This window comes from Alkalibacillus salilacus, assembly GCF_030812915.1.
Classification (GTDB): domain Bacteria; phylum Bacillota; class Bacilli; order Bacillales; family Alkalibacillaceae; genus Alkalibacillus; species Alkalibacillus salilacus.
In genome coordinates, this window is sequence record NZ_JAUSTQ010000006.1 from 38,068 (window position 1) to 53,085 (window position 15,018).

Consider the following 15,018-nt stretch of genomic DNA (forward strand, 5'->3'; position numbering starts at 1 on the left):
TTTATCTGAAAAAACTGCAATTTTATTTGATTAGCAAACAGTGTTCGTTTAAAATAGTTTATGGAAGCGCTGTAATAGGCGTAAAATCGTTTAGAGGAGGCATTTTTCCATGGTACAAGCATATAAGCATGAACCTTTTACGGATTTTTCGGTTGAAGAGAACGCTAAAAAACAAGAAGCGGCTCTTCGTCAGGTCGAACAAGAACTTGGAAAAGATTATCCACTTATTATCGGTGGAGAACGTATTTATACAGATGCGAAAATCACTTCAATTAACCCTAACAACAAAGATGAAGTGGTCGGTACGGTATCAAAAGCAGATAAAGAACTAGCAGAAAAAGCAATGAACGTTGCGGATGAAACATTTGAATGGTGGCGTAAATCTACTGCACAGATGCGCGCTGATATTTTATTCCGCGCAGCAGCTATCGTTCGCCGTCGTAAGTATGAATTCAACGCTTGGGCAATTAAAGAGTCTGGTAAAGCGTGGAAAGAAGCAGATGGTGACGTGGCTGAAGGCATTGACTTCTTAGAATATTATGGACGTCAAATGTTAGAAATCGATAAAGGTGGCGAAGTAAACAGCCGTCCAAGTGAGAATAATCGTTTTGAATATATTCCATTAGGTGTTGGCCTTGTTGTTTCACCTTGGAACCTACTGTTTGCGATTATGGCTGGTACAACGGTTTCACCAATGGTTACTGGAAACACAGTTCTATTGAAACCAGCTTCTAACTCACCAGTCATTGCCTATAAGTTCATGGAAGTATTAGAAGAAGCAGGCATGCCATCAGGTGTTGTGAACTACATTCCTGGTAGCGGTAGCGAAGTCGGTGACCACTTAGTTGAACACCCTAACACACGCTTTGTTAGTTTCACAGGTTCACGTGATGTAGGTGTCGGTATTCATGAAAAAGCAGCAAAAATCCAACCAGGTCAAAAATGGTTGAAACGTACTGTAATTGAAATGGGTGGTAAGGATACGATTGTGGTTGACAGTGAAGCGGACTTAGAAATAGCTGCTCAGGCTATTGCTCAATCAGCATTCGACTTCTCAGGACAGAAATGTTCTTCTGGCTCACGTGCCGTTGTTCACCAAGATGTCTATGACCAAGTGCTAGATCGTGTGGCAGAAATCACAAAAGGACTATCAATCGGTGACACATCGAAAGAGAATTATTATATGGGTGCTGTCATTGACCAAAGCGCTTACGATAAGATTATGAGCTATATGGAGATTGGTAAAGAAGAAGGTCGTCTTGTTGTTGGTGGTGACGGTGACGATACAAATGGTTATTACGTCAATCCAACCATTTTTGCGGATTTAGATCCAAAATCCCGCATGCAACAAGAAGAAATTTTCGGACCAGTTGTTGGCTTCACGAAAGCAACAGACTTTAACGAAGCAATCGATATTGCGAATAACACAGATTATGGTTTAACAGGTGCTGTTATTTCTAATAATCGTAACCATATAGAAATTGCCCGCGAAGACTTCCATGTGGGTAACCTTTACTTCAACCGTGGTTGTACAGCGGCGATTGTTGGTTATCATCCGTTTGGTGGTTTCGATATGTCTGGTACAGACTCGAAAGCTGGCGGACCTGATTACCTTTACAACTTCATGCAAGCTAAGACAATGTCTGAAATGCTATAAAGATAGTAAAAACCTCTCAAGGGCGAGCCTTTGAGAGGTTTTTGTGCTTAATGCTTCTTCTTTGTTGCACCAGAATATGTGATGCTTGCGCCAGATTTGAGAGGTTTTGATTCAATTTTAATAAGTGTTGCGTCAAATTTTAATAGTCTTGCGCCACAATGCAACAAACTTGATGCAAAAATGAAAATAGTTGCGTTATTTAGTTAGTACTGATCATGTTTAGTTCAGCATCTTGGTCGATTTCATTTGAATAATCTGTGAAAATAAATGTCCACGGCATGGAGTAATTAGCATCTATTGCAACAGGCAAAGTAAATGTACCTGTCGCTTGAGTCCCCCACGTCATGGATTGGTCTTTAATTGTCACAGGTTGATCCGTGCAATTATGAACAAGAGCAGTTACGAGTAAATGATTACGATGATTAAAAGCGTGATTTAATACAGTGAAACTTATTCCTGAGTGATCATCAAACGAAATGTTTTCAAATTGCGATTCGATCCATGTTCGGTCCTCTTCGGCAATTGTTTTGTCCCATTTTTCTTCAAATATCAACTGTTGCATATCGATCACTCCTTATTACTTGAAATTGTACGCTTGTTGTCACGATTTGTCACGAGCAAGGCCACGTTCTCAAGCTATAATAATCTTGGAGGTGTTCCCATGTCTTTATATGAAAGTTTAGTCCTTATACATATCATTTCTGCCATTATCGGAATGGGGCCTGGTTTTGTCTTAACACGAGTGACTAAATCAGCGAAAACCTTAGCTGAATTGAGATATGGCTATCAAGTCAAACGTCAACTGCACTACTTTGTTATGGTAGGTGGGACATTGCTTCTTGTGACAGGTCTTTGGATGGGGGCATTAAATCCATCGTTATTCGAGCAAGGATGGTATGTCGTCAGTCTCATATTATATTTAATCGCTTTAGCCATGGGACCAACTGTTTTAAAATGGTATTCAAATCCGATCAAACAATTGTTATCAGATGCGACAGACGATATGATTCCAGTTGATTATGATCGATTAGCCAAAAGACTATACACAGTTGAATATTTCGAAAACACGCTATTTATTGTTATTATAATACTAATGATTACGAAACCATTTTAACTGATAAAAGAAGGGAATGAGCTTATGACAACCGTTGTTGTCGGTGGTGGTATATTAGGTGCTTCAACCGCCTATCATTTAGCAAAAAAAGGTGAAGACGTGACACTAATTGATCGAAAAGATGAAGGTCAAGCGACTGACGCAGCGGCAGGAATCGTTTGCCCGTGGTTGTCACAACGTCGAAATAAAGCATGGTATGAGCTAGTCAAACGAGGTGCGCGCTACTATCCAGACCTTGTTGACCAATTGCGTGCGAATGGTATGCGCAAGACAGGTTACAAACAAGTGGGTACGATTAGTCTACATACCGATGAAAATAAGTTAGATCAAATGGTAGAACGCGCAGAAAAACGGAAAGAAGATGCACCAGAAATAGGTGAGATTAAACGATTAAATCCTGATGAAGTGCGCGAGATGTTTCCGCCTATTTCTGAGGAATACGGTGGCGTCTATGTGAGTGGTGGTGCAAGAGTGGATGGTCGTGCAATGCGCGATGCCCTATTATCAGGTGCGATTCATTACGGTGCGACAATTCGTACAGGTGAAGCAAGACTCATTGCTGATGGCAATCAAATTAAACAAGTCGGTATTCAAGGTGAGGTTCTTGAAGCTGATCAAGTTATTGATACAGCGGGTGCGTGGTCGAAACAATTAGTCAAACCAGTCGGTATTGATTATGAAGTGACACCGCAACGTGCACAAATTGTTCATTTGGATTTAGTCGGGGAAGATACGGGTGACTGGCCAGTTGTTATGCCGCCTAGTAATGGTTATTTGTTAACATTTGCAGGCGGGCGCATCGTGGCAGGGGCTACAAGAACTGACTACGCAGATTTCGATCATCGCACGACTGCAAGTGCTATTCGCGATATCTTAGATAAAGCGCTAACCATTGCCCCCGGCTTAGAAGACGCCTCGATTCTAGAAACTCGTGTTGGTTTTCGCCCTTACACACCAGGTTTCTTACCAATTATTGGACCGATGCCAGGATATGAAGGATTGTTCGTCGCTAATGGACTTGGCGCAACAGGTCTAACGGCAGGCCCTTATCTCGGGTCAGTCTTAGCTGATTTGGCATTAGGTGAAGAGATTGATTTAGATTTATCGCAATATGACGTGAGTGAAGCTATCCAATAAATATAAAAATCGTCGAGTCGAAAAGGCTTGGCGATTTTTTATGTTAACTTTCCTAACATAAAATTCAAAAAACCTCTTGATTTTTCTGATTATTAATTATATTATGTATGTTAATAACAATTAGTGTTAAGAAAGTTAACATAAACTTAAGGAGGTCTTTTATGAAGAAGCTAGAAGCAATCATTCGCCCAGAAAAATTCCAAGAACTACGTGAAGAGCTTGATCAACATGGTGTTAAGGGTATGACGATTTCAGAAGTGGCTGGTTGTGGTCAGCAGAAAGGTCAGAAAGGGGTGTTTCGAGGAAATAAATATGAAATAAAACTGTATCCTAAAGTGAAAGTTGAATTAGTTGTTGATAATGATGATGTAGATGTTACGGCTAACATCATTTCCAGAACTTGTTCAACGGATCAGGTGGGTGATGGCAAGATATTTGTTTCAGCTGTTGAAGATGTTTATCGGATTCGAACAGGTGAGACGGGCAAGGAAGCATTACAATAAAGGGGAGGAATGCGAGATGATTAAGAAAATTAGTTTAATTTTAATGGTATTACTATTAATTCCAAGCATGACCACATTTGCGACAACTAGCCAAGAGTTGGCACCAATTGTTGATTCGATTGATATGGCGTGGATGATGTTAGGAGCTTTTCTTGTATTCTTTATGCACGCAGGCTTTGCGATGGTGGAAACAGGGTTTACGCGTTCAAAAAATGCTTTAAATATTTTAATGAAGAATATGATGACCATATCAATTGCATCGGTTTTATACTTCTTAGTTGGATATGGTTTAATGTTTGGTGATACGTTAGGTGGATTCATAGGAACATCTGGATTTTTATTGCAAGGACATACTGATCAAATTGGATTCTTTGTGTTCCAAGCGATGTTTGCAGCTACGTGTGCGACGATTATTTCAGGTTCTGTAGCAGAACGCATGAAATTAAGTTCTTATTTGATGTTAACGCTATTTATGACAGGGGTTATTTATCCTGTTGTGGGTCACTGGATTTGGGGTGACGGTTGGTTAGCTGATTTAGGCTTTGTCGACTTCGCTGGCTCATCTGTTGTTCATTTAACTGGTGCAGTAGGTGGTTTGATGACTGTATTAGTATTAGGTCCTCGAATTGGCAAATATGCTAAAGGTAAAGTGAACGTGATTCCTGGGCATAGTATACCAATTGGGGCGTTAGGTGTGTTTATTTTATGGTTTGGTTGGTTCGGATTTAATGGTGGAAGTACATTAGCGGCAGACACAAGTTTAGTACCTTCTGTCATTGCGACAACATTACTTTCGGCATCGGCTGGTGTTGTAGCTTCAGGGTTCTATTCTTATATGAAATTTAAAACCATGGATGCCACGTTAACGTTAAATGGTGCTTTAGCTGGTTTAGTTGGTATTACGGCAGGGACGGCAAATGTTTCGCCTATAGGAGCGATTGTTATTGGGTTTATTGCAGGTATTATTTTAGTTGAAGCGGTTCAGTTCTTTGATCGCATTCTGAAAATTGATGATCCTGTTGGTGCTATTACTGTTCATGGTATTTGTGGAATATGGGGGACATTAGCTGTTGGATTGTTTGCAGTAGAAGGTGGCTTGTTTTATTCCGGAAGTGTTGCATTGCTGACGACACAACTTATAGGTGTACTAAGTGTCATTCTATGGACATCTATCGCGACAGGAACCGCGTTGTATGCTGTTACACGTTTAGGCGCTATACGAGTTTCTCGCGAGGAAGAAGTTACAGGTTTGGATTTTTCAGAGCATGGATCATCAGCCTATGAAGCTACCAATAGTATCTATAATGAAAATCTGGAAGTGTCTCATGAGTTTGGTGTTGGGTTATTGAAGCGGTTAGATGGGATCGAACATAAACGGACGGAAACAAGTCAGTAACAGATCTATTGTATGAGAAAGGTTAGAGCCATGTCGTTAGTGATCAGATTATAGAAGCTTATTAATGATGTAACCCCCAACTTATTCAAAGATACTTCTGAATAAATTGGGGGTTTACTTTGTTGGCCTTTAAAGTAGAAACAACTCTATTGGGTTGATATTATTGTTCTTGTGATTCTTCCCACATAGCTGCGCGTTCTTCAAAGGTCGTTTCTTCATGCACTTCATGTAACATCCATACATAACCAAAAGGATCCATGAAAATCGCATTGGATATGCCCATATCAGCCATTTCTGTCACTGGTTGGATTTCGGTACATTCTTGATCCATTGCAAATTGATAGGTCTTATTGATATCATCAACAGTTACATTGACCCAACTCGTCTTAGGGTCCTCAGGTGTTGGTGCTATTAAATACGCCTCGCGATTTTCATCTAATAAATGAAACTGCATATTGTATAATGTGAATAAGACTTCATTTTGCCCTTTGGGTAAGTTGGTTGCTTTAATTTCTTCCAAGTCAAACACGTATTCATATACTTTCAAAGCTTCTAAACTGTCGCTTACAACCATATCTAATTCAATACTGCCCATAAAACATTCACCTCTGTATGTGTTCAAATTTATCTACTAGTTACTATTTCGTGGTTAATCTATTTTATCCTGCTATTATGTTGATGAATCCTTCAGTTGTACATCGTGATATGTGTAAAATGCTCCTTCTATGACTGTGTTACTTAGTTGAACAGGTAAGGATTGATGAAATAGAGGACCATCTACAACAAGTGTATGAAATTCTCCGTTTTCACCACAAGGGTCAATTGAATCTGGAAGTGCTTGTAATGTTTCGTGATCTAATCGTGCTCCTAAGAAGTCGTTAGGAACTCTGTTTGGATCAATGGTGGTGATCCATGTTTCAAAGCCTAATGACAAAAATTCATTGATTAAGATTGTGGTTGATTGTTGCCAAAGTGGAAAGATTGCGTCGAGTTGCAAGTTTTTTAATTGACTCTCCCGAAAAGCGCGCACATCAGCTAAGTTAATATCCCCATAAACGATATGAGTGACCCCGTCTTGCTCAGCTTTTCTCAAACCATCATACATTCGCTCATTATACTCATCGTTTGACGGTGTTGAAGGGATGTAGATTTTCTGTAGTGGAAGTCCAAGTGCGTCGGCTTGTAAACTCATTAAAGATTCCTTAGTTTCATGAACACTTGTGCGACGGTTGTTCTCATCAATTGTGGCGATTAAACGGTCCACGATGACATCGTTCTTATTCAACATGTGGTACAAAGCTAACATCGAATCCTTTCCACCACTATGGGATACGGCTACACGTTTCATATTATAATCCGCCTTTATTCAAAGAGTATAAGTTCTATTTTAGTATAAAATTATTGAATTTTCATTCATTTATATGTCTCAATCATGTAAAATAAAGTAATCAGAAGAATGATTATTGTTTAATGTGTAGGTGGGGGAGTGAGGTTGTGAAGCGAGCTATATTATGGAGTGTAATAGTTGCCATCACACTGATTATAGGCTGTCAATCGGATGAGGCTGTGGAGGTTGACGATGTAGAGGTTCCTGAACAGAGTGAAGGGTTTTTCTGGGAAGCAGAACATGATGGGAACCAGATTTACTTCTTAGGTACAGTTCATATTGGGGTGGAGGAAATGTATCCACTTAGAGATGAAATCGAGGATGCAATGGATCATACGGATTTGTTGTTAACGGAGATTGATAATAGTTCTGAAGCAAATAGGCAAGCATTGATGGCAGCACAAAGACCACATATGCGATTGCCAGCTGGACAGAAATTAGACGAGCATATTGATGCTGAGTACCATGATGAGTTAGAAGATGTAACAGAATACCCAGGGGTTGAGTATGAAATGGTGAATCAATTTCAGCCTTGGGTAGTGGAAGATTTATATAACGAGCTGATGATTATGGAGTCAGACTACGATTATAATCTCGGTGTCGAGAATTATTTATATGGCAATGTGTTAGATGATCGAACCGATTCGATCGCTTTGGAAAATTACGAAGAACGTCTAACGTCTGTGCGGGCACGTGATTTGGATTATCAGACGTATGTGTTAGAACAAGTGTTTAAACAAAATGAAGAAGTGGATTCTGAGGAGATGTTAGAGCGATCTGTAACAGCTTTTCGGGCTGGTGAAGAAGAGTTGCTTGATTATGAACGTGTCGTGCCAAAAGACGTTGATAACCCTGAACATGAGGAAACATATTTAAATGAATTATTGTTTAAACGTGATGAAAAGATGGCTGATCGTATTGATGAGATTGTAACGGAGCGTGATAATGAAACAATCATGGTTGCGGTCGGTTCGATGCATTTCTTTGGTGAGGATAATATAAGGTCGTTGTTAGAAGATAAGGGATATGAAATCGAAAGACGATAAAATAACACGCCTAACTTGGCTATTTGCTCAAGTAGGCGTGTTAATTTATTTATTGTGTTTGATAACTTTCTTCGACTTCTGTTACGAGTGAATCAACGTAAACAACTGCCTTCTTGATTGGTTCAGGCGTTGTCATATCGACACCAGCATACTTCATGAGTTCTTGTGGTGTTTTCGATCCGCCGAGTTTCAATACTTCTAACCAACGATCGATGGCTGGTTGGCCTTCCTCTTTAAACAGTTGTGAGACAGCTGTTGAAGCGGTTAAGCCTGCTGAATACGTGTATGGATATAAGCCCATATAATAGTGTGGCTGACGCATCCATGTGAGCTCAGCACCTTCATCGATTTCAACATCATCACCCCAGAAGTTGCGTAGCGTTTCACCTTTTTGTTGTTTTAATGTACTCGCTGTTAACGGATCGCCTTGTTCTGCTAGAGCGTAAACACGACGTTGGAATTCACCCTCAAGCAAGTGTGTGACGAAGTTATGATAGTACGTACCTAATAGTTGTAATACAATCCAACGGCGCTTGCGCGGATCATCTGTATTTTCCAGCAAATGATCAGCCAACAATAGTTCGTTCATCGTTGACGGTGCCTCGATAAAGTAAGTCGACGGACGTGTGTTAAAGATGTGTTGGTTTTCATTAGCTAAATATAAATGACCTGCGTGGCCGAGTTCGTGTGCTAAGGTAAAGGCACCACGCATTTGACCGGTAAATGTTAATAATATATACGGGTGAACACCGTAAGGGCTTGCGCAGAATGCTCCTGTTGATTTACCAACGTTATCAGCATAATCGACCCAACGTTCATTAAGACCACGCTCAATAATGTTTGTGTATTCAGGTCCCATCACTTTTAGCGCTTCTAATATTGTCTCAGAGACGTCTTCATAAGATGATTCAGGATTGAATTCAGGATCTAAAGGCGCTTTTAAGTCAGCAAAATGAAGTTTGTCTAATCCATACGCTTCCTGTTTGAGTTTTGCAAAACGACGCATCACAGGCGCGAGTTCTTCTTGGATGACGTCAAGTTGGTTGTGATACATCTCTTCCGTTACTTTTTGTGGTTGTAATAACATTTGCGTCGCAGATTCATAGCCACGTGCCTTTGCAAGCGCTACTTCTTTTTTGACTTGTGTTGCATATGTGGCGGCATAAGTATTTTCATATTGTTTTAAAGTGTTTACGAATGATTCGTATGCTTTGTGACGAACTTCAGTGTCAGCTGACATTTCGTATTCGTCTTCGTATAATGCGAATGAATTGGTATATTCCGTCCCATCACTTGTCGAAAATGGTTCGAAGTCCATATCTGATGATTTACTACGTTGATAAATCATATATGGAGCGGAGTGGACTTCGCCTAGTGATGCAAGTACTTCCTCTGTCTCAGGTGCTAGTGTATAAGGTTTACGTTTTAGTAAGTCTTCTAAAGTGTTCTGATAGACTTTTAAGTCATCGTTATCTTCTAAATACTGTTCGACTGTGCCATCTGGTAATGCTAAGACTTCAGAATTAAAAAACGCTAGTTCTGATTGAATCTTAGCAAATGTTGAGGATACCTTTGCTGACATCGCTTGATTTTCCGGATTTGTTCCGTCTTCAGATGAACGTAAATTAGCATACGTCCCGACAAGAATCATTTTCTTTTGGAGTTCTGCTTGTGCATCAAGGCAAGCTTTTAGTACATCGGCCCCTTCGTGTAACCTTCCTTTATATTGTGTCACATTAGGTGTTAATTCTGTTAAGTCGTTCAGCGCTTTCTCCCATTCTGCATTCGATGTGAATAGGTCGTCTAAGCGCCATGTCTGTTCTGTTGGTACTTCTTGACGTGTTAATCGATTAGCCATGAATTGAAACCTCCTCAAAATACTTCGTAAGTCTAAATAATAGTATAAAATAAAAAACAGCTTGTGTCACATAAATCAGAAAATTTTCATAATAAAATTTTCGACAGACAAATAAACGAGCTCGACTTTTTCTTGCAAATCACCACATATTTCCCGGGTAATAAATGGTATAATAAGCATGGTGAAAATATTGCCATCATAACGGTAAATTTGCTATGATGAATAGTATTGTGAAGTGAAATTTGTACGGAGGTGTAACGGATGTCGAAAATCTCAAAAGACCAAGTAAAACACGTTGCTGATCTAGCTCGTCTCGCTATTTCTGAGGAAGAAGCAGAGAAATACAGTGAGCAATTGAGTGCGATCATCGACTTTTCTGAGCAATTGAATGAGCTCGATACAACAAACGTTGAGCCAACGACACACGTATTAGATATGAAAAATGTCATGCGTGCAGATGAACCGAAAGACTGGATTTCAAAAGAAGATGCACTAAAAAATGCGCCTGACCAAAAAGACGGTCAATTTCGTGTGCCATCAATTCTAGATTAAGAGGAGGGTTATAAACGATGTCTGTTTTAGATTTATCCATTAAACAGTTACAAGAAAAGTTAAACAATCAAGACGTCACGGTAACAGAACTCGTCCAAGCAGTTTATGACCGTATTCGTGAAACTGACGATGAGATTCAAGCGTTCGTGACCTTGAATGAAGAGAAGGCTTTGAACGAAGCGAAAGCATTAGATGAAGCAGATTCTGACGATCAATTATTACCGTTATTCGGTATGCCAATTGGCATTAAAGATAATATTGTGACGAAAGGCATTCGTACGACATGTTCGAGCCAAATTTTATCGAACTTAGATGACCCATTATATGATGCAACAGTCGTACAAAAATTATCAGATGCGAAAGCCATTAACATTGGTAAATTAAATATGGACGAATTTGCGATGGGGTCTTCGACGGAAAACTCTAGCATGCAAGCGACACGCAATCCGTGGAATACAGATTATGTACCAGGTGGATCAAGTGGTGGTTCAGCAGCAGCTGTAGCAGCAGGACAAGTACCATTTGCACTTGGTTCTGATACAGGTGGATCTGTCCGTCAGCCAGCTTCTTATTGTGGCGTTGTTGGTATGAAGCCTACATATGGCCGGGTATCACGTTTTGGTTTAGTTGCCTTTGCATCATCTCTAGACCAAATCGGACCATTAACGCGAACAGTTGAAGATAACGCCCGAATTCTAGAAGTCATTGCTGGACAAGACAAGATGGATTCGACAAGTGCGAATGTAGAGGTCCCGAATTATAGCGATGCTTTAACAGGTGATGTTAACGGGTTGAAAATCGCTGTCCCGAAAGAATACTTTAGTGACGGTGTTGATGAGAATGTTAAAGCGCGAGTTCGTGAAGCATTGAATGTATTAGAACAACAAGGTGCGACTTGGGAAGAAGTATCTTTACCGCATTCAGAGTATGCTGTTGCAACTTACTATATGATCGCGTCATCAGAAGCATCAGCTAACTTAGCACGTTTTGACGGTGTTCGTTACGGTCAACGTGCTGAAAATGCTGAGGACATGATGGATATGTTCAAGAAATCTCGTAGCGAAGGTTTTGGAGAAGAAGTGAAACGCCGTATTATGCTCGGAACATTCGCCTTGAGTTCAGGCTATTACGATGCTTATTATAAAAAAGCGCAACAAGTTCGTACGCTAATTAAGCAAGACTTTGATCAAATCTTTGAAAACTACGATGTCGTGATTGGTCCAACCGCACCGACCACTGCATTTAAAGTCGGTGATCAGATTGATGATCCATTAACGATGTATGCGAATGATATTATGACGATTCCAGTTAACCTAGCTGGTGTGCCAGGAATCTCAGTGCCTTGTGGTTTCCATCCTGAGAATGATATGCCAGTTGGTTTACAAATCATCGGGAAACACTTCGATGAAGCAACAGTCTATAAAGTGGCACATGCCTATGAACAAGCAACGGATCATCATAAACAGCAACCACAACTAGGAGGTGCCAAGTCATGAACTTTGAAACAATTATTGGTTTAGAAGTCCACGTTGAGTTGAAAACAAAATCGAAAATTTTCAGTCCCAGTCCAAATGCGTTCGGTGATGAGCCAAACAGCAACGTCAATCCAATCGACCTTGGCTATCCTGGTGTGTTGCCTGTTTTAAACGAGGAAGCAGTCAATTACGCGATGACAGCTGCGATGGCACTTAATTGTGATATTGCGACAGATACGAAATTCGACCGTAAAAACTATTTCTATCCAGATAATCCAAAAGCTTATCAAATTTCACAGTTTGACCAACCAATTGGTGAAAATGGTTATATTGAAATAGAAGTGAACGGGGAAACGAAGCGAATTGGTATTACACGTCTTCACTTAGAAGAAGATGCAGGTAAATTAACGCACGGTGATGATGGTTATTCACTCGTTGATTATAACCGTCAAGGGACGCCGTTGGTTGAAATTGTTTCTGAACCAGACATTCGCACACCTGAAGAGGCATATGCTTACTTAGAGAAACTACGTAATCTGATTCAATTTACAGGCGTATCTGATGTAAAAATGCAGGAAGGTTCACTACGCTGTGACGCCAATATTTCACTACGTCCATATGGCCAAGATGAATTTGGTGTTAAAACAGAGTTAAAAAACCTAAACTCGTTTAACTTTGTTCAAAAAGGACTTGAATTCGAAGAAAAACGTCAAGAAAAGGTCTTGCGTCAGGGTGGCGAAATGCTACAAGAAACGCGTCGTTACGATGAAAAGACGAAAGAAACGGTGCTCATGCGTGTTAAGGAGGGCTCTGATGATTATCGTTATTTCCCTGAGCCAGACTTAATCCCACTTTATATCGATGAGAACTGGAAAGAGCGTGTGCGTGAGGCGATTCCAGAATTGCCAGACTCTCGTCGTCATCGTTACGTGCATGATCTCGGTTTAGACGAGTATGATGCGAGTGTACTGACTAATACAAGAGAAATGTCCGACTTCTTTGAAGCGACGATTGAACACGGTGCGGATCCAAAACAAGCAACGAATTGGCTCATGGGTGATATTTCTGCTTATATGAACAAGCAACAATTGGAGTTGAACGAACTGCCGATTACACCTCAAGCTTTAACCAAGATGGTCGACTTAATTGAAGAAGGAACTTTATCATCGAAGCTTGCGAAGAAGGTTGTGACAGAGCTTGTTCAAAATGGTGGCGATCCTGAACAAATCGTCAAAGACAAAGGTCTTGTTCAAATCTCCGATGAAAATCAATTACGTGAGATTATTACGGGTATTTTAGACAATAATGAACAATCAATTGAAGATTATAAGAATGGTAAAGATAAAGCACTCGGTTTCTTAGTTGGTCAAGTCATGAAAGAAACGAAGGGACAAGCCAATCCACCAATGGTTAACAAGATCATCTTAGAAGAAATGGATAAACGCTAAAATTCAATTACGGTGAGAGGAGGTGGTCAGATGTCGTTTACTTTTAGACGCATTGACCACGTACAATTAGCAGCACCGAGAGACTCAGAAGAAGAAGCACGTCAATTTTTTGCAGGTGTTTTAGGATTTGAAGAAATGGAGAAACCTGAGGCGTTAAAAGCCAATGGTGGTGTCTGGTTTGCCTTTGGTAACCAGCAGTTACATGTTGGGGTAGAGGAACCATTTTATCCTGCAGAAAAAGCGCATCCTGCATTTGAAATAAAAGGGTTAGAAGCGTTTAAACAGCATTTAGATGAAAAACGGGTGACTTATGCTGTGGATGATAAGCTACCTGGTGCCAACCGAATTTATGTTCATGATCCATTTGGTAATCGATTAGAAGTATTAGAGTGGTTATAACATGGATCAACATTGGTTGAAAACATGAGGGGAATGAAGGTGAAGCTATGTCAATAAAGCGGGCACGCGTCATTTATAATCCGACTTCAGGTCGTGAAGCGATGCGGAAAGCCTTGCCAGACGTATTGGCACGGTTAGAACAAGCAGGTTTCGAAACGTCAGCTCATGCTACAACTGGAGAAGGTTGTGCGATGGATGCTGCTCAACTAGCTTGCGAACGTGAATTTGACATCATTGTAGCAGCTGGCGGTGACGGAACCGTAAATGAAGTGGTCGATGGTATTGCAAGGCAATCACATCGTCCTAAGTTGGGTATTATTCCGATGGGGACAACGAATGACTTTGCACGTGCGATTCGTGTACCACGAGATGTTGATCAAGCGATGAGCATTATCGAAAATGGTTATTCGAAAAAGTTAGACATCGGTCGTGCAAATGACAAACATTTCATGAATATAGCTGGTGGCGGCAAATTAACGGAATTAACTTACGAAGTTCCAAGTAAATTAAAAACAGCTGTCGGACAACTCGCCTACTATCTAAAAGGAATCGAAATGTTACCATCAATTCGGCCGACTCATATGAAGATTGAATATGATGGAGAGGTTTTCGAGGGTGACATCATGCTATTCTTAATTGCCAATACGAATTCAATTGGCGGTTTTGAAAAGTTAGCACCAGATGCCGAAATGGATGATGGTTATTTTGATTTACTGATCATGAAGTCTACTAATATCGCTGAATTTGTCATGATCGCCAATAAAGCATTAAGAGGAAATCATATTCATGATGACCATATTATCTTCAAACGCGCGCAACATATCACCGTTGAAGCTAAAGATGATGTTCAGCTCAATCTAGACGGTGAATATGGTGGACAATTGCCTGGTACATTTGAAAACTTATACCGACACATAGAATTCTTTTTACCCGAAGATTAAAGAGGCCTTAAGGGAAGGTCTCTTTTTTCTTGTAGAAGGGTGGGATTTGACTGTAGTGATTAGAAAATATTATCGAGTTATGCGGTTTTACCATTGAGCTGAAGG

At 40.3% G+C, this 15,018-nt stretch carries 15 protein-coding genes; 11 read left to right on the forward strand and 4 right to left on the reverse strand.

The genetic code is table 11. The annotated features are described in order from the left end of the window. Nucleotides 1-109: 109 nt before the first annotated feature. Nucleotides 110-1,657, forward strand: a complete 1,548-nt coding sequence (gene pruA / locus J2S77_RS08435; RefSeq protein ID WP_306976425.1) for an L-glutamate gamma-semialdehyde dehydrogenase — start codon at nt 110-112, stop codon at nt 1,655-1,657. 199 nt (nt 1,658-1,856) lie between these two features. On the opposite strand, the gene J2S77_RS08440 is transcribed toward pruA, so the two are convergent. Further along, a complete protein-coding gene (locus tag J2S77_RS08440; RefSeq protein WP_306976427.1) occupies nt 1,857-2,219 on the reverse strand; it encodes an SLAP domain-containing protein in 363 nt (120 codons plus the stop codon). 99 nt (nt 2,220-2,318) lie between these two features. On the opposite strand from J2S77_RS08440, the gene J2S77_RS08445 reads away from it, so the two are divergent. From J2S77_RS08445 to J2S77_RS08460, 4 genes are all read left to right on the forward strand, one after another. Beyond that, nucleotides 2,319-2,771, forward strand: coding sequence for a DUF2269 family protein (locus J2S77_RS08445; protein ID WP_306976429.1), 453 nt, complete (start codon nt 2,319-2,321; stop codon nt 2,769-2,771). A 24-nt stretch (nt 2,772-2,795) separates the two neighbouring features. Beyond that, the gene (locus J2S77_RS08450; RefSeq protein ID WP_306976432.1) at nt 2,796-3,908 is read left to right on the forward strand and encodes an NAD(P)/FAD-dependent oxidoreductase; all 1,113 of its coding nucleotides are present in this window, start codon (nt 2,796-2,798) and stop codon (nt 3,906-3,908) included. A gap of 161 nt (nt 3,909-4,069) precedes the next feature. Then, the gene (locus tag J2S77_RS08455; protein ID WP_306976435.1) at nt 4,070-4,411 is read left to right on the forward strand and encodes a P-II family nitrogen regulator; all 342 of its coding nucleotides are present in this window, start codon (nt 4,070-4,072) and stop codon (nt 4,409-4,411) included. Nucleotides 4,412-4,427: 16 nt separating this feature from the next. Beyond that, on the forward strand, nt 4,428-5,807 hold the full coding sequence (locus tag J2S77_RS08460) for an ammonium transporter (protein ID WP_306976437.1): 1,380 nt from the start codon (nt 4,428-4,430) through the stop codon (nt 5,805-5,807). A gap of 160 nt (nt 5,808-5,967) precedes the next feature. Here the strand turns inward: J2S77_RS08460 and J2S77_RS08465 are convergent, their stop codons facing one another. Then, nucleotides 5,968-6,402 carry a VOC family protein gene (locus J2S77_RS08465; protein WP_306976438.1) on the reverse strand — a complete coding sequence of 145 codons (435 nt, stop codon included), beginning with the start codon at nt 6,400-6,402 and terminating at the stop codon, nt 5,968-5,970. Nucleotides 6,403-6,477: 75 nt separating this feature from the next. Further along, complete coding sequence (locus J2S77_RS08470; RefSeq protein WP_306976439.1) at nt 6,478-7,155, reverse strand: Dph6-related ATP pyrophosphatase; 678 nt, start codon at nt 7,153-7,155, stop codon at nt 6,478-6,480. A gap of 146 nt (nt 7,156-7,301) precedes the next feature. On the opposite strand from J2S77_RS08470, the gene J2S77_RS08475 reads away from it, so the two are divergent. Next, nucleotides 7,302-8,240 (forward strand): TraB/GumN family protein, encoded by a 939-nt coding sequence (locus J2S77_RS08475; RefSeq protein ID WP_306976441.1) that lies wholly within the window; start codon nt 7,302-7,304, stop codon nt 8,238-8,240. Nucleotides 8,241-8,289: 49 nt separating this feature from the next. On the opposite strand, the gene pepF is transcribed toward J2S77_RS08475, so the two are convergent. Next, nucleotides 8,290-10,098 carry an oligoendopeptidase F gene (gene pepF / locus J2S77_RS08480; protein WP_306976442.1) on the reverse strand — a complete coding sequence of 603 codons (1,809 nt, stop codon included), beginning with the start codon at nt 10,096-10,098 and terminating at the stop codon, nt 8,290-8,292. A 261-nt stretch (nt 10,099-10,359) separates the two neighbouring features. On the opposite strand from pepF, the gene gatC reads away from it, so the two are divergent. From gatC to J2S77_RS08505, 5 genes are read left to right on the forward strand one after another with little or no spacing between them, the layout of a single operon-like run. After that, complete coding sequence (gatC, locus tag J2S77_RS08485) at nt 10,360-10,650, forward strand: Asp-tRNA(Asn)/Glu-tRNA(Gln) amidotransferase subunit GatC (protein WP_306976444.1); 291 nt, start codon at nt 10,360-10,362, stop codon at nt 10,648-10,650. A 17-nt stretch (nt 10,651-10,667) separates the two neighbouring features. Continuing rightward, nucleotides 10,668-12,146: an Asp-tRNA(Asn)/Glu-tRNA(Gln) amidotransferase subunit GatA gene (gene gatA / locus J2S77_RS08490; protein WP_306976447.1), complete on the forward strand. Its 1,479-nt coding sequence runs from the start codon at nt 10,668-10,670 to the stop codon at nt 12,144-12,146. Next, nucleotides 12,143-13,573, forward strand: coding sequence for an Asp-tRNA(Asn)/Glu-tRNA(Gln) amidotransferase subunit GatB (gatB, locus tag J2S77_RS08495; RefSeq protein WP_306976449.1), 1,431 nt, complete (start codon nt 12,143-12,145; stop codon nt 13,571-13,573). Before gatA ends, gatB begins: the two co-directional genes overlap by 4 nt. A gap of 30 nt (nt 13,574-13,603) precedes the next feature. Beyond that, complete coding sequence (locus tag J2S77_RS08500; protein ID WP_306976451.1) at nt 13,604-13,972, forward strand: VOC family protein; 369 nt, start codon at nt 13,604-13,606, stop codon at nt 13,970-13,972. A 53-nt stretch (nt 13,973-14,025) separates the two neighbouring features. Next, nucleotides 14,026-14,913, forward strand: coding sequence for a diacylglycerol kinase (locus tag J2S77_RS08505; protein ID WP_306976632.1), 888 nt, complete (start codon nt 14,026-14,028; stop codon nt 14,911-14,913). The last annotated feature ends 105 nt before the right edge of the window (nt 14,914-15,018 follow it).